We start from the raw sequence: 20726 nt of genomic DNA, 5'->3' as shown, positions 1-20726 counted from the left end.
CCAAACCAGTTGAGTAGTCATGACTAAGGCATCTGTACTAAGACCCCCTTTTCCACCGGCAGCCAATAAAGATATTACCTGGCAGGAACTGCATGGCAGCGCCCCTGCATTGGCTCTGGCCAAATTAATAGACGCTACCCCCGGGCGCGTTTTAATTGTTACAGCAGATGCTAACCAGGCGCACCGGTTAGAACAGGAAGTTAAATACTTTGCCGGTGAGAACACCGAGTACCATGACGACATTACTTTGTTCCCTGACTGGGAAACTTTGCCGTATGACAGTTTCTCCCCGCATCAGGACATTATATCCGATCGTCTACGGGTTCTGGCTCGCCTTCCGGAAGCTAAACGCGGGGCATTAATAGTCAGCATTAATACCTTATTACACAAAATTGCACCAACCTCTTTTGTTCAGGGACAGGCATTACAAATTGAAAAAGGCCAGCAACTCGATAGCCTGAAACTGCGTCAACAATTAGAGAATGCAGGCTATCGCCATGTTAACCAGGTTATGGAGCATGGCGAATTCAGTGCACGCGGCTCAATTTTAGACCTGTACCCTATGGGCAGTCAGACACCATATAGACTCGACTTTTTTGACGATGAAGTCGACAGTATCAGGCCATTTGACCCGGAAACTCAACTTTCAAAAGCTCAAATAGACAACATTAACCTGTTGCCGGCACACGAGTTTCCGCTGACCCAAACAGCAATTGAACGCTTTCGCGCCAATTACCGCGAGCATTTTGAAGCCAGTACCGAACGTGAGTCTGTTTATCAGCAGGTGAGTAAAGGCCAGTTACCCGGCGGAGTCGAATATTACCTGCCACTATTTTTCGAAGAAACCGCCAGCTTGTTTGATTACCTGCCAGAAGATACGGTACTGGTTACTTTTGGCAACATTCAAGCCAGCCTGGAACGCCTGTGGAAGGACATTAACCACCGCTACGACCAACGTCAATTTGATCCGTTACGACCATTGCTGCACCCGAATGAACTGTTTCTTCCGGTCGATAATATACACGCCGGCTTTAAACAATACCGCAGGGTAAGAGCCAACGTAGCGGCTGAAATGGCGCAACCCGGGCCGACACCATTTATTACCGAAACGGTTACCGAAATTGCAGCGGATCATCAACAAAAAGAGCCTTTTGCCAAGTTAAAAGCCAAATTAGAACAGGCTCAGGCAAACAAGGAAAAAGTGTTACTTTCCGCTGAAAGCGCCGGTCGCCGCGAAGCCTTGCGCGAAATTGTCAGCAAGCTTGGGTTCAAAGTAAGGCTTTGCTCTGGGTTAGAGGAGTGCCCGACACAAGAAATCGGGTTAATCATAAGCCCGGTCATTAATTCATTTTATTTACCAGACACCAAACTCTGGTTCATTACCGAAACCGAGTTGTTCGGGAACCGTGTTGTGCAAAGTCGCCGACGCGCACAAAAAGCCACGGTTAGTGCCGATACGCTTATTCGTAATCTGGCAGAGTTGCAAGCCGGTCAACCCGTCGTTCACCTGGATCACGGCGTGGGTCGCTATCAGGGACTGACAACTCTGGATGCCGGTAACGTAACAACGGAATTTGTCACTATTGAGTACGCAGGTGGCGCAAAACTTTACGTTCCGGTAGCGAGTCTGAATGTTTTAAGCCGTTACAGTGGTGGTGAAGAAAACCATGCTCCTTTGCATAAGTTGGGTAACGACGGTTGGGAAAAAGCGAAGAAACGAGCGGCGGAAAAAGTCCGTGACGTAGCAGCCGAGTTACTGGATATCTATGCTCGCAGAGAAGCCAAGCCAGGCTATGCGTTTAACATGAATGAAGACGACTATCAGCGCTTTGCGGCTAGTTTCCCATTTGGAGAAACCATTGACCAACAAGCCGCTATTGATGCCGTAAAGCAGGATATGCAACAAGCTCGTGCAATGGACAGACTGGTTTGTGGTGATGTTGGTTTTGGTAAAACGGAAGTCGCAATGCGCGCTGCTTTTATTGCGGTTAATGAAGGTAAGCAGGTGATGGTATTAGTACCGACCACCCTGCTTGCGCAGCAACACTACGAAAACTTCAGTGACCGCTTTGCTGATCAAGCCATTCGGGTTGAAGTGCTGTCGCGCTTTAAAACGGCCAAGCAGTCAAAAGGCATTCTTGAAGATTTATCGAACGGCAAAGTCGATATAGTGATAGGCACACACAAACTCATTCAGGACAGCGTCAAGTGCCATGATTTAGGTTTGCTGGTAGTCGATGAAGAGCACCGTTTTGGTGTCCGTCAAAAAGACGCCATTAAGCGCCTGCGAGCCGACGTCGATATTCTGACATTAACGGCTACGCCTATTCCCCGAACTTTGAATATGGCCATGAACAACATTCGTGACCTGTCCATTATTGCGACGCCCCCGGCTAAGCGTTTAGCCGTAAAAACCTTTGTCCGGGAATACGATGAACCCACAGTTCGCGAGGCCTTGCTGCGTGAAATATTACGCGGCGGCCAGGTGTTTTTCCTTCACAATAATGTTGAAACTATTGAAAAAACCGCTGCGGATATTGAAGCCTTAGTGCCTGAAGCCCGGGTGACTGTCGCACACGGGCAAATGCGCGAGCGTGACCTTGAGCGCATTATGTCGGACTTTTACCATCAGCGTTTTAATGTACTGGTCTGCACCACCATTATTGAAACCGGTATCGACATTCCCAGTGCCAACACCATTATTATGGACCGAGCCGATCATCTCGGGCTTGCTCAAATGCACCAATTGCGCGGTCGCGTCGGGCGTTCTCACCATCAGGCTTATGCGTATTTACTGACGCCGCACCCCAAACGCATGACCAAGGACGCGCACAAACGTCTTGAGGCAATTTCCCAACTGGAAGATCTGGGGGCCGGCTTTATGTTGGCGACTCACGACTTGGAAATTCGCGGTGCGGGTGAATTGTTGGGTGATGATCAAAGCGGACAGATTGAAAGTATTGGTTTTACCTTGTACATGGATATGCTGGAACAGGCGGTTAAAGCCTTAAAAGAAGGCAAAGAACCCGGTCTTGCTCAATTGCTGCATGAACGTGCCGAAATTGATTTAAAACTCCCGGCACTTTTACCCGAAGCTTACATACCGGACGTGAACAACCGGTTAAGTTTGTACAAACGAATAGCCAATTGTGAAACCAGTAAAGAACTTGAAGATTTGCAGGTTGAACTGATTGATCGCTTTGGTCTGTTACCAGATGCCGCAAAGAATTTGATTCGCCAGACACAGCTACGCAATAAGGCGGAACAATTGGGTATAAGCAAAATTGACATGGGTAATCAAGGGGGTATTATTGAGTTCGCTGACAACACAAAAATTAATCCCGAAATTATTATTGCACTCATTCAGAAAGCCCCTGACTATTATAAGCTTGATGGACCAAGCCGTTTGCGTCTGAGTCAGACACTGGAAGATACTCAAAGTCGCTTAAAACTGATAGAGTCTTTATTAGAAGAATTCGCAGAGCAATCTCAGGCGGCGTAACACAGGAGTGAAGGAATGGCGCTGGTGCATCGTGGGTTAAAATCGGTACTGGGCTTAATAACAGCACTAATAGCTTTAGTGTCTGCTGAAGCCGCAGCTCAGTCTGGTAAAGACTACTGGCGCTGGTTCGAAGTCGAAGTCCTTATATTCAAACAAACAGCGACCGACCAATCGGGCGAAAACTTCTCGTTAACCCTGCAACCTATTTCTATTGCAGGCAGCCAAGATTTACTGACACCACACCATAGCCTTAAAAACCGCTCGCTTCGCAGCGCTTTACCAACTTGCGAACCACTGTCAGAGGGTAATTGGCAACTTGATGTTGCCTGCCAATATGAAAATGAAGATCAGTGGATACCTATTACCGGTAACCCATTTGCACCTTCACCCGTTCTATCTGAAGTGACATCGACCGCGGTCGTTATTGACGGCCCGGGGGGGGATATCAAAACCGCCTCGCAACCTTTCTTAATGCCTGAAGAGGTTTTAGAGCTGTCACCCATTCGCACCCAACTGGATAAGAAAGGCCAGGCAAAATCTCTATTGCACCTCGCTTGGAGACAGCCCGTATTTACCCGAAACCATGCCCGCAAGTTCCGCTTATTTGGCGGTAAAAATTACAGTGATGAGTTTTTCTATAATGGCTTCCCCCGGGAGCAGGCAAAACTTAACACGCCTTTATCCAGCGCCAGTCAACAACAACGTATGGATAATATAGAGAGTCTGCTTAAGGTTATTGATTCCGGAGCTGAACCTTTTCGTCGCTTAAATGAGACGACTCCGGTTCGTCCACCTCTGATAGCGGCCGACCAACCGCATCTTTCCTGGGAGTTTGACGGGCTGATGCAGATTTTTTTAGTGGGCAATTATCTTCATATTAATGGTGAGTTTAATTTACGTGAAACCGACAGAATAGAACGCATTGCCAACAATATAGAGGAACAGGCATCGTTGGCACTCAATAATGCCAGTGAACAGATTCCTTATCTACGTAGCTACTACTTTTCACAGTTACGGCGGGTTATCAGTCACGAAACACACTACTTCGATCACCCTAAGCTTGGTGTTGTTGTTCAAATCCGCCGTACCGACTTATCAGCTCCAAGGTACTAGCAGGCTTCGGGACAACGATGGAAAAAATCAAAAAATTACCCACATAATGGATGCGGAACGCCCGGACGCGGCACTCGTTCCCAGTAGGAAGCTACGACAACCTGGATCACTACTATGAATAAACAACTACTTAACTTGTTACCCGCTCTTTTTTTGTCAGGAACAGCCGTTGCAAGTACCTGTGATAATGACAGCGATATGACTTCTATTGCCAGCATTCAGGGAGAAACTGAACGTTCCGAAAGGGTCGGTGAAGAAGTTAGCATCCGCGGTATCGTCACCGCCTCCTGGCAACACACTAATGAACTGAGCGGTTTTTTTATTCACAGTTTTGCTAATGATATGGATGAAAATCCAGCCACTTCAGAAGGGTTATTTGTTGCCACTGATGAGCACCATTCCACGGTTACTGCCGGTGATACGGTAAGAGTTTCCGGCAAAGTGGAAGAGCGCTCACGGTTAACCTCTTTGGTGAATGTATCCAATATAACCACCTGTGGTAAAAGCACGACCATTCCTTCGTTAACAGCTTTACAGCTACCCGTAAACTCACTTAAAGAGCTTGAGGCTCTGGAAGGAATGCCTGTCCAGCTGTCCGCAACGAAAGGTAAAGAACTGACGGTATCAGGACATTACAACTACCCTCGTTACGGCTTTTTTGATATCTCTTCAGGCCGACTATGGACGCCGACACAAATTGTTATGCCCGGTAAAGATGCCCAACGCCAGGCAAAAGAAAATGAACTGAACCGACTTCAGGTTGATGACAACAGCCATGTTATTGAACCCAGCCCTTTGCCTTTTGCCTCCCTCCAGCATGGTGAACAAAATAGCTTACGCTCAGGTTCTAAAATAAGCAGCTTCAGCGGCATTATCAGCCAGTTTAATCACGGCTACAGAATTCAGCCAACCGAAGACTTAGTATTAAAAACCGTATCACAGCAACCTCAGCTGGCAGAAAAGTCCAGCGACGTTGTCCGTATTGCCAGCTTTAATGTCTTGAATTTCTTTAATGGTAACGGTGCCGGCCAGGGTTTCCCCACACCCAGAGGCGCTGACAACCCAGCACAAATGCAACACCAACTGCAAAAAATTGTAGCTGCACTGACCACTATGGATGCTGATATTATCGGGCTGATGGAGCTTGAAAATGATGGTTTCGCTAAAAACAGTGCGATTACACAACTGGTTAACGCACTAGAAATAGTGTCAGGTAAAGATTATGAAATAGCTGAGCCCCATGCGCAAAAAATTGGGACCGATCAAATTACGGTGGGTATTATTTACCAGCCAGAACGCGTTAAACCGAGTTCTCACGCAATCTTTACTCGTCAGGGGCCCTTTTCCTGGGGAAGTCGCCCGCCTTTGGCACAAAGCTTTATCGACCAAAACAGTGACACTGAATTCAGCGTTATCGTTAATCACTTTAAATCGAAAGGCAGTTGCCCTGAGGACTCTGAAAGCCCGAACAGTAATAAAAATGATGGTCAGGCGTGTTGGAACGACTTACGGCTAAAATCTTCGGAGCAGCTAACGCAGTGGATTCAAAATGAAACTTTGGTCAACCCTGTTCTTTTAGGCGACTTTAACGCCTACTACCATGAAGATCCTATTCGTTACTTCACTGAAAATGGTTTTTATAACCCTTCCAATGCAACGGATTATTCCTATGTGTACGATAGTCAGGCGGGTGCTTTAGACCATGTTTTTGTAGCTGACTCGCTTAAAGATAAGATTAAAAAAGTCTATCATTTACCGTTTAATGCAGACGAACCCTGGGTTTACGACTACCGTAATGACACGTATTTTTCCGAGGGGCCATTTCGCTCGTCAGACCATGATCCTCTGGTGCTGGATTTGCGCTTTTCCGCTTCGGGCATGTAAGCATTATCGGTTCCGAAATGAACTTCAAATTCAATCCCCACTAACCACTGGCCACTACGTTGCTCTGCTAAATGACCGCGTGGCCAGTGGTAACCCACCCAACTTTCAACAAAAAACCAATCCCGCAAATAACGCTGACGGTTCAGCAAACGTACGCCGTAATCCTGAACCGGTACCTCGTGATCGGTATTGCCTTCTATCCAGGTTTCCGCAGCCCAGGCTTTTTCTTCACTGTATAGGTGATATAAACGGGCGCTGCTGCTCCAGCGAACACCATCAGTCTCTTCAGCGAAGGTTCCGATTGAAGCCCACCTCAGCAACCAGCTTTCCATTAGCGTCGTTTCATAATCAATACGCTGAGCAACACCAAAGCCATCACTGTCGCGCCAGAACGCAGAGGATTGAGTACGGACTTGTTGGTCTTCCGAAAAAACAAAACCGGTCATGTAGCGCGCCCGGGCGTAGGTATCAAAACGCAAACCACCGCGAATGCCAATACTGTATGAAATACGATGGCCTTCATTAATTTCCGGATCAAAGCCCAGTCCAACTAACCATTCTTCATCCGATTCCGGCGAACGAATAACCGAGGGCCGGCCCGCTGAATCATTATCCAAAAATTCGTTTTCATCGACCCGACCAATAAAGGCTGAAAAATTTTTCTTTAGTTTGGGTAAGGCAACACGCGCTCTAAAGCGAGATTTCACTTCAAAGCCATCATATTGATCCCATTGAGGTGCAACCGAGAGCCGTCCGTAAGAACGCTCATAATGACCGATACCTGTTTCTCCAAACAGACCGTCAACCCAGCGAGCTGTTACCTCAACCGAGGTTCCTAGTCCGCTACGAAAACTGTCCAGCCACATGTCATCTTTCTCGTCTGACTGCTGCAATGCAGCGACAGATTGGCAGTTAAGGCCAAAAATAAAAGCTACCCAAGTAATCTTTTTCATATTAAACGGTCTATAACTAGATAACACCTTTGGTTAGAGAATACTATGTCAATTCGCCTGATAATTATTGTTACCAGTTTGTTAGTATCTGGTATCAGCATGGCACAGAATAATGAGCCAACAAAGCAAAAAAATGAGAAAGTTGCCACTTTAGCGGGTGGCTGCTTTTGGTGCGTAGAAGAGGCTTTTGAGAAAATGCCGGGGGTTCGTGAAGTTGTCTCTGGTTACAGTGGCGGCAAAGAAACCAATCCGACTTATGAACAAGTTGCCGGCGGTCAAACCGGACACACTGAAGCTGCGCAAGTTTACTATAATCCGGATATTGTCAGCTATGCTGCCTTGCTTCAAAAACTGTGGCGTATCAGTGATCCAACAGACAATCAGGGGCAGTTTGTCGATCGTGGGCAGCAATACCGCCCCGCTATTTTTTATCATAATGAACAGCAAAAACGCATTGCTATGGAATCGCGTGAATGGCTGGATAAAAACGGGCCTTTTTCTGACCCCGTAGTTATTGAAATAACTCCCTTTAGAAGCTTTTATAACGCTGAAAAGTATCACCAGAATTATTACGATAAAAACCCTGTTCGTTATCGTATCTACACCTATAATTCGGGGCGATATGACTTTGTGGAGAAACACTGGGGCGATACTTCTGACGTTGATTACCAGCAATTTACTAACGAGAACCCATCAGGAAAAAGTGACAAAAACACGTACACGAAACCCAGTAAAAGTGAATTAAAAGAACGCTTAACTGACATTCAGTATGCCGTCACTCAGGAAGACGCGACAGAACCGGCGTTTGATAACCCATATTGGGACAACGAACGCGCTGGTATTTATATAGATATTGTCAGCGGCGAGCCACTTTTTTCTTCAGCGGACAAATATGAATCGGGTACTGGCTGGCCAAGTTTTACCAAACCAATAACACCTGACGCGGTTGTTGAAAAAGAAGACAATAGCTGGTTTTACACGCGTACAGATATTCGCAGTCGCCAGGCAGATTCTCACGTGGGTCATGTTTTTAAAGATGGCCCCAGACCAACTGGCTTAAGGTATTGTATGAACTCAGCCGCAATGCGTTTTATTCCTTTAGAAAAGATGGAAGAAGAAGGTTACGGTGACTACATTGATGCAGTCACCGAGAAGTAAAAATTAAACCGTCCAGCCCAGTTCGCTGGCACGTTGCCGGGCTTGTTTAGGTACATCAGTTGCCACAAAGTGATGATACAGTACCTGAACGCCCAGCATGTGGTTAATCACCGCATCGAGCTGCACACGCTCTTCTTTAGGAACGTTATCGTCCTGATGACGTTCAAAAGTTCTTACCACTTCGTCGTAGTCAAGTAACCCAGCTGACTTCACAAAATCCTCATTTAAGAACTGATGAGCCAGCTTTTCTACCGCTTTCCATTTTTCAGGATCGGTATGTGCCGGCGGCGCCATAAAAGCAAACTTTTCACGCTTGTACAGCGTTTCCGGCAGCAGGCCTTTCATTGCTTCGCGCAACACATACTTCTCTTTATTACCCTTAATACGCAAATGCGGCGGCACCGAAAAAGCGTATTCCGCTAAATGATGATCGAGAAATGCCGGACGCGCTTCCATTGAATTAGCCATATCAACCCGGTCGCCACCCCAGGTCAGAATTTGCCCTTCCAGCATGGTTTTTATCCAGACATACTGGGCTCTGTCGAGCGGATGGCGACCATCGAGCATGTTCTCGTCTAATGTATCCGCTATTGCCTTGCTGGGCTCATAACCCTCAACTTGCTGGCGCTTTTCCTCTGACATTAGCGGTAAGGCAACGGATGAACAGGACAACCAAGGCTGCACGCAACTGGGAGTAAAGCCCATTTTTTGGTTGAAAGCATCGCTGACAAATTCTTCGCGAGCCAACATGGCGCCTTTAAAGAGCTTATTATTTTTTTCTAATAATTCCTGCCACTCTACCCGCTCAACTTCCGGTAAATGATCGAGCCCATGCAAAAACATATCCTGACGAAAAGCTGGGTAACCGGCAAAAAGCTCATCTGAGCCCTCGCCTGTCATCACCACTTTATAACCCGCTTCGTGTACCTCTTTACTCATAAGATATTTAGCAACACCCAGAGTGTTATAAATGGTTCGCTCGGTGTGCCACAACGTTTTCACGAAGTGATCATAAAGATCATCGGCTTTAAGACGCATAATATGGTGGTCAGCATGAGTCGCTTCCGCCATTTCCTGCGCTATCGGTGTCTCATCATAGTCTGCTGAATCAAATCCTATGGTAAAGGCTTTAACCGACGTTTGAGTTGACGCTGACGCCAGACCCAGAATTGCACAGGAATCGATCCCACCCGACAAATAGCAACCCACAGGCACATCGGCTGTCATGCGGTGCTGAACCGCTTCCAGTAACTTTGAGCGAACACCTTCTATATACTCTTCTTCATCAACATCAGCACCGGGATAACTCTCCTCTGGTGGGAAGTCCACGTCCCAGTATTTGTGTTCTGTCGCAACCACTTTGCCGTTTTTACGTTGCAGCTTAACCACATACCCCGGCTGAACCTGATTAATTCCCTCAAAAGCCGTAGAACCGGGAACCATCACCTGAATCAGCTGGTGATACAATCCTTCAGCGGAAAACTCACGCTTAACTTCCGGGTGAGCAAACAACACTTTCAGTTCAGAGCCAAATACCACGCCATGCTCTGTCTCGGTCCAATAGAGAGGTTTAACGCCAAAGCGGTCACGCACTAAGTACAGACTTTCGTCTTTGGCATCGAACAAGCCAAAAGCAAACTCACCACGTAACTCTTTTAGAGTGTCCTCTAACCCGAAACGCTCAAACAAATGCAACACAATCTCTGAGTCACTTTTACTGTTAAATCGTGCACCGCGGGCGGTTAAATCCGCACGAATACGTTTAAAATCGTAGAATTCACCATTATGGGTCAGCATCAATCGCTTATCAGTTGACAAAAACGGTTGCCGACCCCGCTTTTCGTCCAGGTCGATAATGGATAAACGGGCGTGACTAAACCCCACCCCATAATCTTCTTGTACTTCATAACCAAACCCATCGGGACCACGATGATGCATTATCGCAGCCATATTCACTAAGGTCTGGGGGTCAATCGCTCGTTCCGTTTGATGATGAAAAACGCCAGCAATTCCGCACATTCTTTGCTTTTCCTCGTATCAGACGACATCAATGACGCGTTCAGCTCGCTGCACCATACAGGTCAGCAGCGCCATCCGTAAAAACACCGCTCCCCGGGCCTGGCTGAAATACCAGTTATGAGGCGTGGGGTCGAGATCGGTCGATAGTTCCCGACCGCGTGCTAATGGGTGTAAAATAATGGCGCTGTCTTTTAGCGGTGACTGCGTCGTTAAGTGAAACTCACTACCGTAAGTACTAAAGGTATCACCTTCCCATGAAATGGCATTGATATAAACCACATCAAGCTCTGGTAATACCTGCTCTAAATCCCGAGTGGTACGAATTCTAATTCCGGTCTGTTCAATCTGCTCTCTTTGCTTATCTCCGAACAATTGAGTAGACGACTCTTCATCGTGGATAATAACAATTTCATCAATGGCTTTAGGAAACTTAACCAGACATTTAATAAAGCTACGAACCGTACGCATTTTATCCGGCACCCCAATAATCCCAATTTTTATGGGTGCTTTTTCTGCCTCATCAGTCACCAAATCCGGGCGCCATTTAAAAAGCGCATACATATCCGAAAGTGCCTGCGTCGGATGCTCGTCCGAGCCATTGCCCGCATTGATAATAGGAATACGCAACGAATCGATCATTTCCTCTAATGACGTTTCGTTATTGTCGCGCAGCACCACGCAGTCGCCATAGTTGTTAAACATTTCAGCAACATCAGACAAACGCTCACCTTTTGCAATGCCGGTGCTGGAACGGTCCGTAATTGACATAATGTCCCCGCCCAGCCGGTGCCATGCGCTCTCAAATGACAAGCGCGTACGGGTACTTGGTTCATAAAATGCGCTGATTAGGATCTTACCTTGTAACGACGTACTAAATCGACGAGGGTTAGCCTCATACTTTGCCGCCAGCCGGAACAACTGCAACATACCCAGTTGCGAAAATTGGTCAGCCGATACCACATGCTGATTCGACAGTTTCAGCAGGTAATCACCATCTTCCTGAATTGCTTTTAATAACGCCTTTGGGTGAGCGTCACCACACACATCGGGCCAGTCTCGCTCAAAGGAAACATCCTTTATAGTCATACAATTACCATATGGTTTTAGAAATAAAATCTTTAATGAAAAGCCCCAGTAATAATATCGGAGCCACACCAGTCATTAGCAATGCCAGAAAAATCAACCACTCAAACGCCAGCTCATTGATTAGCATCTACCTGCTCCTTTTCATTTAACTGGTCCCAGTCAAACTGTTTGTCACTGCGAATAATACCCACTAAGCAGATAAGCCCGGAAATAGCGCACGATACCAATGCTGCGACATAAAACCCGACAGCAAAGTAACCCAGCATACCCGATAACGTTCCGAGCGCCATAGCAAAAGCAGCATAACCACCGGTCAGACGACGCTGGTAAAGTCCCAACAGTATCGGCCAAATAGTACTGGCAACGAAAGCACCGGCAAAGTTTAGCAAAGCCCCTAACGTAGCAATACGCGGTAAGCACAAGAGCCAGGTCATTATGCCTAAGCCGAGAATACAGCTACGATTAAAGCGCATTAACGTTTTGTCGCTGGCGTTTGGTTTTAATTTCTTATGAAAAATATCTTGTGTGACTAAGTCAGAAGTCGCCGCAAGCAATGAGTCCAGACTGGAAGCCAATGCCGAAAAAATGACAACAAAAACAATGATAGCCCCCACTTTACCGAGTACCGCAGCGGCCACAGTAGGTCCTATCATATCCGGGCTTGGCGGGAAAATTCCCAGTTGTGGCGCAGCCAAAGCAATAAAACCTGTCACTATAGGAATAGGCAGCCACAATAAACCTCCGGTTAAGTAAGCTTTGTAAGCCACGTCCTTTTTAAAAGACAACGCCCGTGACCACCAGACATTGGAATGGAATATTTCGCCAAGCCCAAAGAAAATATTATTAAACAAAAACATGACAGCTGCAGGAAACAAAAGATCCAGTAACTGTGGGTGCTCAGCGGTTAAGTTGCTGTGAATGCTGTCTAAGCCTACATTATCAATCAGCCAGTAAGCGATAAAACTGACCCCGACAATAATAATCAACGCCTGAATAAAGTCGGTGGCGATAACGGCCCGCATCCCGCCGAATAAAGTATAACCAACACAAATGACCAATATGGTTGTCATGCCAATGTGGTAATCAAGACCGCTCAGTGATTCCAGCAAAATGCCGCCAGCCATGCCCAGGCTGATTAACCAGCCAAACGCATACACCACAGAAATAACAACAAAGACCAGCCAGGCTAAGTTACCATAACGCAAACGAACGAAGTCCCCTGAGGTGTATCCGTTCGGTAGCAACTCCTTAATACGTTTGGCCATTGGCGCAAATAAAATAAGCCCTAAAGCGGCAAAGGAGTAACCTATCATGCCCCATATACCAAACTGATAGGTCAGTTGAGGTGCAACCAACGTGGTGTTGCTGGTTACCCAGGTTGCCATAGCCGTTGCGGCAGCAAAAGCAAAGCCAACATTCCGCCCTGCTAAAGCAAAATCTTCGTGGGTGCGGTTTTTTCGTCCCAGCCAATAACCAAAGGCAACCCAGAACACTCCGAACAGAATGATAATAGTGATGCCGGTGCTGGTTTCTAATGCGAACTCAGTCATGATGCTTATGTTGTTTGGAATGTAGCCATTGACGATGCAGCAGCAACAAGGTTGCTACTAAAGTAATGAAAATAACTAAACCAATAAAAAATAAAGTCAAAGCCTGCCACAGTGGGTAATGTTTTACGGTAATTTTGACTGTATTACTCACATAGGCTTGTCTATTGGCATCTTCTGCCCGAGCGCGTACGTAGTATTTCCCGTTGCTAAAGCCGGTTAACGAAATGTCTTTAAAATCACCTAATGCGGGAAACTGGCGAGTACGCTCTGTAAAATCCGAATCGCTGGCAACCTCAATAGTAATTCTGTTAAGCTCATTAATATCATTAGCATGGACAGAAACGGTAAAGTAACCTTCCTTAATAACAGACTCAGGCCCGCTTAGCGTCAGGGAGCTTGCAAGCGTGGTTGTTGGTAACATGAAGAACAGACATAAAGCCAACAAAGTATATCGATAGTTAAAGCAGGTTTTCTGTGTCGTCATTAAGACTTCTGCTCACCAGCGTTAGTTGAAATTTTAGGCTATCAACAGATCTTTGCAATTTCAACTATTTGAGTCTGTCATCTGTTTGGTGTTTTTACCCGTATACAAATCAACATATTATTCACGTTCAGTGGTCAGATATTCAATGAAAAAGTACTTATGCAGTCTTGGTTCAAACATAGAGCCCCAAAGAAATTTTTCTCAGGCACAAGCTGAACTAAAGGCTTTGTCAAAAACCATAAGTTTCTCGAGAAATATTCCCACATCTCCGGTGAATATGAACACCGACAGAAACTTTTTAAATGCTCTGTTTATAATTCAGACACCAATGACGACTGAGAAACTCAAGTCTGAGTTTAATAGAATTGAGGAAGCACTGGGGCGCGATCGCTCTGATCCACAACGCAGTTTTAAAGACCGCACCATAGATATAGATATTCTCGGAAAGCTTGAGGAGAAACCGCAAGTTCCGGAGTATTTAACTTCTTTACTCACAGATTTAGGACTCACGCCATGAAAAAAACAGCCGTTATTACCGGTGCCGGCCGACGCTTCGGTTTTGAGTTGGCTAAGGCTTTACTTGCTGAAGGCTATCAATTATTCGCTCACTACAACAGTTCACGCAAAGGCATTAACGAATTAGAGTCACTTGGTGCCACCGCCGTACAGGCTGATTTCACCGATCTTGATAGTATTCAGACCATGATCCAGACAATTAATAACGCCACTGATTCCATCGACCTTTTGGTCAATAACGCATCCTGTTTTTTCGACAACGAAACTGTTAATAACGATAACAATGCGCTCGCCGCTGTATTTCAGGTGCATGGCATGGCCCCTTATCTGCTCATTAACGGCTTACAAACAAAGCTGGGTCAGTCAAAAAATGGGCTGGTAATTAATATTACAGATATCTATGCTGATCGCCCTTCCACTGACTACATAGCCTATTGCGCCGCAAAAGCCGGACTTGCCAATATGACTCAGGCATTTGCTAAAAGCTTGGCACCATCAGTAAGAGTCAACGCCATTCAGCCTGGTCCCATTTTATTTTTACCTGAGCATGATAAAGAGCACCGGGCGCAAGTACTCGATGAGACCCCATTACGGGTTGAAGGAGGGTTAGAGCCAATGATAGAAACCGTTCGCTTTTTACGTGACAACCCCTTTATTACCGGAGAAGCGATTAAAGTCGATGGCGGCCGCGGCTTAATGATATAAAAAAAGCCCGGCTCATTGGCCGGGCTTCAATTTCTTTTCTGTTAAAATTGTTATTTAAGCATTCCACGCAACACGTAATGTAAGATACCACCACTTTTGTAGTAACTCATTTCATTACCGGTATCGATGCGACACTTAGCTTCAAACTCAACCTCACTGCCGTCTTTGCGTTTAGCAACAACTTTCAGCAGCTGTCCCGGTTTCAGATCATTGTCTAAACCAAGAATCGAAATTTGCTCTTCACCGGTCAATTTGTGTTCTTTCACGCCTTCATCTTCAGCAAACTGAAGTGGCAGAACACCCATACCAATCAGGTTAGAACGGTGAATACGTTCGTAGCTTTCAGCCAATACGGCCTTAACGCCCAACAGAGTCGTACCTTTGGCAGCCCAGTCACGACTTGAGCCTGTACCGTATTCTTTACCTGCCAGGACAACCAACGGCGTATTATTCTCCATATATTTCATAGCCGCGTCGTAAATTGGCATTTGCTCGCCAGTAGGAATGTATTTGGTGTAACCACCTTCAACATCATCCAGCATTTGGTTTTTAATACGAATATTGGCAAAAGTACCGCGCATCATCACTTCGTGGTTACCACGACGCGAACCGTAAGAGTTAAAGTCTTTAACTTCCACTCCATTTTCCTGCAAATACTTACCGGCCGGTGAATCTGGTTTTATTGCACCCGCCGGTGAGATGTGGTCAGTAGTAATTGAATCAGCAAATACTGCTAACACATTTGCGTCTTTAATGTCGCTTGGCGCTTCCAGTGGCTTGTCAATACCTTCAAAAAACGGGGGATTCTTAACGTAGGTGGAATCATCTTGCCATTGGTAAGTATTGCCCTCAGCAACACTGATTGACTGCCACTCCTCATCACCTTCAAAAACCTCACCGTATTCTTTGCCGAACATTTCGTTATCAACGATTTCTACTACTTCAGCAATTTCTGCACTGCTTGGCCAAATGTCCTTTAAGAACACGTCATTACCCTCTGAGTCTTTACCCAAAGGATCTTTACTCAGATCGGTACGAGTGGTACCCGATAATGCATACGCAACCACCAGGGGTGGTGATGCCAACCAGTTAGCCTGAACTTCGGGGTGAACACGCCCTTCAAAGTTACGGTTGCCCGATAGCACTGAAGATACGGTCAGTTTGCCTTCATTAATAGCTTCAGTTATTTCATCATCCAGTGGACCTGAGTTACCAATACAAGTAGTACAACCATAACCCACCAGATTAAAACCGAGTTTATCAAGATATTCGTCTAAGCCTGCTTTAGCGAAGTAGTCGGTCACCACTTTAGAACCCGGAGCCAGTGAAGATTTAACCCATGGCTTACGAACCAATCCTTTTTCCACGGCTTTTTTAGCAACCAGACCGGCTGCCATCATAACACTGGGGTTGGACGTATTAGTACAAGACGTAATAGCAGCAATGACGACGTCGCCATGCGACAACGAGTAATCCTTACCTTTTACCTGTACTTCTTTGTCTTTTTCGCCCGATTTACCATTGGTTTCCAGAATCAGGTCAAAGTTACTGCCCAGTTGTTCCATATCCACTCGGTCCTGAGGACGTTTAGGACCGGCAAGTGAAGCGGTTACTGTACTTAAATCTAATTCAAGCGTATCGGTGTATTCGGGCTCGTTGTCGTCATCGCGCCATAAACCTTGAGCTTTCGAGTATTTTTCAACCAATTCAATGGTTTCTTCATCGCGGCCGGAAAGGCGGAAATAACGCAGAGTTTCATCATCGACCGGGAAGAAACCACAGGTTGCACCGTATTCCGGCGACATGTTGGAAATAGTAGCCCGATCGGCTAATGGCAGATTTCCCAGACCCGGGCCGTAAAATTCAACAAACTTACCGACAACACCCTTTTCGCGCAGCATTTGAGTTACCGTTAATACCAGGTCGGTAGCGGTGACACCTTCTTTCAGTTTGCCAGTCATGCGGAAACCCACAACTTCCGGTATCAACATCGAAACCGGTTGCCCCAGCATAGCGGCTTCGGCTTCAATACCGCCTACGCCCCAGCCTAATACACCAATACCATTGATCATGGTGGTGTGTGAGTCAGTGCCGACCAGGGTATCGGGATAGGCAAACGTCTTGCCGTCTTCTTCTTTGGTCCAAACGCTCTTACCCAAGTATTCCAGGTTGACCTGATGACAAATACCGGTGCCCGGCGGCACCACACGGAAATTTTTAAAGGTGTCCTGTCCCCATTTCAGAAACTCATAACGCTCTTTGTTTCTTTCCATTTCGAAGCGAACGTTTGCTTTAAAGGCTCCTTTCGTCGCGTATTTATCAACCATAACCGAGTGGTCGATAACCAGGTCGACCGGAGACAGTGGATTAATAACTTCAGGATCATGTCCGGCTTTCGCTACGGCGTCTCGCATGGCAGCTAAATCAACAATGCCCGGAACGCCGGTAAAGTCCTGCATCAACACTCGAGCAGGACGATATTGAATTTCACGGTCAATTTTCTTCTTCTTTGACCAGTCGACCATAGCCTGCAAGTCATCTTTGGTCACGGTTTCGCCATCTTCATTACGCAGTAGGTTTTCGAGCAAAACTTTCATCGAAGCGGGAAGTTTCGAGATATCCCCTAACGCTTCCTCCGCTTTCGGTAAACTGTAGTAATGAAACGTTTTTCCTTTAACATCTAACGAACTTAAGGTTTTTAGACTGTCTTTACCCGACATTGATTCTCTCCCATTCGCTTATAAAAGCGTAGTTTATGGCTCAACGGTTTTAAATATAAATATAGACAAATACAACCGTTTCAGCCATCAAATTTGTGCTTTTATGAAAACATAAATCAAAGGTTTGTGCCAATTAACTGGTGGTTAAGCACCCAGTTAAACAACTATTTTTATTATAAATTGTGTTTATATTACATAGTTTTTAAAAAGCGTTTAAGATCAACCAGACATCGGCTTCAACGTATTAAGTAAGGATATAATGGATGAGTCAGGTACTCGACGATTTACTGAATTTACTAACCCTGGAAAGCATTGAAGACGGTCTTTACCGTGGACAAAGTCAGGATTTAGGCTTTGGTGCTGTCTTCGGTGGTCAGGTGATTGGCCAGGCGCTTTCTGCAGCCAAAGAAACGTTACCTCAGGAACGAGTGTGTCATTCGTTTCACAGTTACTTTTTGCGTCCAGGTGATGCCAAAAAGCCCATTGTTTATGACGTTGAAAACATTCGTGACGGTAAGAGTTTTTCAGCACGCAGAGTCAAAGCCATACAATATGGTAAACCCATTTTCTACATGACGGCATCTTTCCAGCAACAGGAAGAAGGCTTTGAACATCAGGACACCATGCCTGAAGTCCCCGGGCCTGAAGGCTTAGTTTCAGATTTGGACATTTATCGCGAGCACGAAGAACTGATACCCGCACCTCTGCGCAACAAGTTCATCTGCGATAAGCCAATAGAAATGCGGTTTGTAACGCCCTACAATCCATTTAAGCCTGAAAAAGATAAACCCCGCCGCTATGTCTGGTTTAGAGCAAATGGCGGTATGCCAGATGATCAGCGCGTTCATAAATACTTACTGGCTTATGCATCGGATTTTAACTTCTTGCCAACTGCATTGCAGCCTCATGGTGTAAGTTTTGCTCAGCCCAACATGCAGGTCGCTACCGTTGACCATGCAATGTGGTTCCACCGCGACTTTCGCATGGACGACTGGTTGCTTTATGCAATAGACAGTCCGTCGGCCAGCGGTCAACGTGGTTTAGTTCGTGGACAAATTTTCACGCGAGCTGGTCTGTTAGTAGCATCGACAATTCAGGAAGGAGTCATGCGGGATCGTGGTTAAACGCGATCCCGAGACCGTTTTAGGTTAGTGAAACAAAGAAGCCTGCAATTGCAGCACTCATCATGTTTGCTAAAGTTGCCGCTAATAAAGCACGCATGCCTAAACGGGCAATATCGTGGCGTCTGCTGGGCGCCATACCACCTAACCCGCCAAGCAAAATAGCGATAGATGAAAAATTCGCGAAACCGCAAAGCACGAAGGTAATAATTACCTGAGAGTTTTCACTTAACTGATCTTTGTAATTGACAAAATCGAGAAACGCAACGAATTCGTTAATAACCAATTTCTGGCCGATAAAGCTTCCCGCCAGGTTCGCCTCATCCCAGCTTACGCCCAGTACATAGGCAACCGGCTGAAATACATAACCAAAAATTTGTTGTAAGGTGAGTTCAGAATAGCCAAACCAGCCACCAACCCAGCCAAAAATACCGTTTATCAACGCTATTAAAGCCACAAATGCCAATAGCATAGCGCCAACATTCATTGCTAACTGCAAGCCACTAGATGCCCCTTGAGCTGCTGCGTCAATGACATTTACTGAATTATCTTCTACTTCAATTTCGTTGAGATCGTTACGCGGCTTTTCTGATTCAGGAATCATCATTTTGGCCATTAAGAATCCACCGGGAGCAGCCATAAAGCTTGCCGCAATAAGATACTTCAGTTCAATTCCGACCTCGGCCAGACCAGCAAGAACAGAGCCAGATACTGAGGCCATCCCGCCTACCATAACCGCAAACAACTCAGAACGCGTCATAGTGCCGATAAAAGGCCTTACCATCATTGGCGCTTCGGTTTGTCCCACAAAAATATTGGCAGCCGCTGACATCGATTCCGGGCGACTGGTACCCAGCAACCTTTGCAGCACCCCGCCTAAAATGCGAATAATCCATTTCATAATGCCTAAGTAGTACAAAACGGAAATAAGAGAGGAGAAAAAAACAATGACCGACAAAACTTCAATGGCAAAAACAAGACCAAACTCTTCAGACGCTAATCCACCAAATAGAAAATTGATACCTGCCTGAGTGTACCCAATAACCTCCGAAATTCCGGCCGCAAAACTCAGTAGTAACTCTTTTCCTATAGTGGTGTAGAGTACAATACATGCTAATCCGACTTGAATACCGAATGCTCCGAGAACCGTTCGCCAACGAATGGCTTTACGATCCGTTGACACTAAATATGCAACGAGAAAGATGACGGCAATGCCGAGAATACTGTTCATAGAAAAACCAATTTTATTCCGCCAGCAACTGACGTATTTTTGTTTTTATAATATCAATGGCGATTTCGTTCTGACCACCGCGAGTGACAACGATATCGGCAAACTGCTTAGACGGGAATATAAAGTCAAAGAATGCGGGACGAACATACTGCTCATATTGCTCAGTAACCGACTGCAACGTACGTCCACGCTCTTCAATATCGCGCTTGATACGGCGCAGCAGACAAATATCCAAAGGCGTGTCCATAAATACCGAGATATCAAACTGCTCACGTAGCTTTTCGTCAGTTAACAGCAAAATGCCTTCAACCATCACAACTTTCGCCGGAGCAACCCGTATAGATTCTTCCAGGCGGGTATGTGTGGTATGGCTGTACTGCGGCATATCAACCGCTTCACCGACTTTTAACTGCCGCAAATGCTGCTTCAGCAAATCGTGTTCAAAAGCAGCAGGCTGATCGTAATTAGTTAGCACCCGTTGTTCCATGGTCATATGACTCTGGTCACGGTAGTAAGCGTCTTCGGCCAGAATAGCAATGCCGTCAGTTCCTAATTCAGCCACCAACTCCTGATACACCGTGGAGGCAAACAGGCTTTTTCCCGACGCCGATGCGCCCGCTATCGCTATCACTGTTATTTTACTCACAAGCTTCCGTTTCTATTTGCTGAAAACCGACGCAATTA

General features: G+C 46.0%; 16 protein-coding genes. 7 read left to right on the top strand and 9 right to left on the bottom strand.

Annotated features, from left to right (window positions below; translation table 11 throughout):
• Window positions 1-19: 19 nt before the first annotated feature.
• The 3 genes from mfd to L8G48_RS01710 all read left to right on the top strand — a co-directional run bounded on the left by mfd (window position 20) and on the right by L8G48_RS01710 (window position 6499).
• Entirely contained in the window at window positions 20-3502 is a 3483-nt protein-coding gene (mfd, locus tag L8G48_RS01720) for a transcription-repair coupling factor (protein ID WP_248262887.1), read from the top strand.
• Between the two features lie 15 nt (window positions 3503-3517).
• Window positions 3518-4615, top strand: coding sequence for a peptidoglycan binding protein CsiV (locus L8G48_RS01715; protein ID WP_248262886.1), 1098 nt, complete (start codon window positions 3518-3520; stop codon window positions 4613-4615).
• A 114-nt stretch (window positions 4616-4729) separates the two neighbouring features.
• Entirely contained in the window at window positions 4730-6499 is a 1770-nt protein-coding gene (locus tag L8G48_RS01710; RefSeq protein WP_248262885.1) for an ExeM/NucH family extracellular endonuclease, read from the top strand.
• Here the strand turns inward: L8G48_RS01710 and L8G48_RS01705 are convergent.
• A complete protein-coding gene (locus tag L8G48_RS01705; protein ID WP_248262884.1) occupies window positions 6403-7452 on the bottom strand; it encodes a hypothetical protein in 1050 nt (349 codons plus the stop codon). The genes L8G48_RS01710 and L8G48_RS01705 overlap by 97 nt on opposite strands.
• Window positions 7453-7497: 45 nt before the next feature.
• Here L8G48_RS01705 and msrB point away from each other — a divergent pair, with 45 nt between their 5' ends.
• A complete protein-coding gene (gene msrB, locus L8G48_RS01700; protein ID WP_248262883.1) occupies window positions 7498-8610 on the top strand; it encodes a peptide-methionine (R)-S-oxide reductase MsrB in 1113 nt (370 codons plus the stop codon).
• Window positions 8611-8613: 3 nt separating this feature from the next.
• Here the strand turns inward: msrB and asnB are convergent, their stop codons facing one another.
• The 5 genes from asnB to L8G48_RS01680 are packed head-to-tail and all read right to left on the bottom strand — an operon-like array spanning window position 8614 to window position 13749.
• Entirely contained in the window at window positions 8614-10629 is a 2016-nt protein-coding gene (gene asnB, locus L8G48_RS01695; RefSeq protein WP_248262882.1) for an asparagine synthase (glutamine-hydrolyzing), read from the bottom strand.
• An 18-nt stretch (window positions 10630-10647) separates the two neighbouring features.
• The gene (locus tag L8G48_RS01690) at window positions 10648-11715 is read right to left on the bottom strand and encodes an aspartate/ornithine carbamoyltransferase family protein (RefSeq protein WP_248262881.1); all 1068 of its coding nucleotides are present in this window, start codon (window positions 11713-11715) and stop codon (window positions 10648-10650) included.
• A 4-nt stretch (window positions 11716-11719) separates the two neighbouring features.
• Window positions 11720-11842, bottom strand: a complete 123-nt coding sequence (locus L8G48_RS13455; RefSeq protein WP_282444453.1) for a hypothetical protein — start codon at window positions 11840-11842, stop codon at window positions 11720-11722.
• Window positions 11829-13265, bottom strand: a complete 1437-nt coding sequence (locus tag L8G48_RS01685; protein WP_248262880.1) for a sodium:solute symporter family protein — start codon at window positions 13263-13265, stop codon at window positions 11829-11831. Before L8G48_RS01685 ends, L8G48_RS13455 begins: the two co-directional genes overlap by 14 nt.
• Window positions 13258-13749 (bottom strand): hypothetical protein, encoded by a 492-nt coding sequence (locus L8G48_RS01680; protein WP_248262879.1) that lies wholly within the window; start codon window positions 13747-13749, stop codon window positions 13258-13260. Before L8G48_RS01680 ends, L8G48_RS01685 begins: the two co-directional genes overlap by 8 nt.
• Before the next feature lie 145 nt (window positions 13750-13894).
• Here L8G48_RS01680 and folK point away from each other — a divergent pair, with 145 nt between their 5' ends.
• The gene (folK, locus tag L8G48_RS01675; protein ID WP_248262878.1) at window positions 13895-14266 is read left to right on the top strand and encodes a 2-amino-4-hydroxy-6-hydroxymethyldihydropteridine diphosphokinase; all 372 of its coding nucleotides are present in this window, start codon (window positions 13895-13897) and stop codon (window positions 14264-14266) included.
• Window positions 14263-14970: an SDR family NAD(P)-dependent oxidoreductase gene (locus L8G48_RS01670; RefSeq protein ID WP_248262877.1), complete on the top strand. Its 708-nt coding sequence runs from the start codon at window positions 14263-14265 to the stop codon at window positions 14968-14970. Before folK ends, L8G48_RS01670 begins: the two co-directional genes overlap by 4 nt.
• Window positions 14971-15020: 50 nt before the next feature.
• On the opposite strand, the gene acnA is transcribed toward L8G48_RS01670, so the two are convergent.
• Window positions 15021-17690 (bottom strand): aconitate hydratase AcnA, encoded by a 2670-nt coding sequence (gene acnA / locus L8G48_RS01665; protein WP_248262876.1) that lies wholly within the window; start codon window positions 17688-17690, stop codon window positions 15021-15023.
• 263 nt (window positions 17691-17953) lie between these two features.
• On the opposite strand from acnA, the gene tesB reads away from it, so the two are divergent.
• Window positions 17954-18814, top strand: coding sequence for an acyl-CoA thioesterase II (gene tesB, locus L8G48_RS01660; RefSeq protein ID WP_248262875.1), 861 nt, complete (start codon window positions 17954-17956; stop codon window positions 18812-18814).
• Between the two features lie 19 nt (window positions 18815-18833).
• On the opposite strand, the gene L8G48_RS01655 is transcribed toward tesB, so the two are convergent.
• Window positions 18834-20042, bottom strand: a complete 1209-nt coding sequence (locus tag L8G48_RS01655; RefSeq protein ID WP_248262874.1) for a NupC/NupG family nucleoside CNT transporter — start codon at window positions 20040-20042, stop codon at window positions 18834-18836.
• 13 nt (window positions 20043-20055) lie between these two features.
• Entirely contained in the window at window positions 20056-20688 is a 633-nt protein-coding gene (gene udk / locus L8G48_RS01650; protein WP_248262873.1) for a uridine kinase, read from the bottom strand.
• Window positions 20689-20726 lie beyond the last annotated feature (38 nt).

Source organism: Idiomarina aminovorans, from assembly GCF_023155095.1.
GTDB classification, from domain to species: domain Bacteria; phylum Pseudomonadota; class Gammaproteobacteria; order Enterobacterales; family Alteromonadaceae; genus Idiomarina; species Idiomarina aminovorans.
The sequence above is the reverse complement of the archived record's forward strand: the minus strand, read 5'-3'. Positions and strand labels throughout refer to the sequence as shown.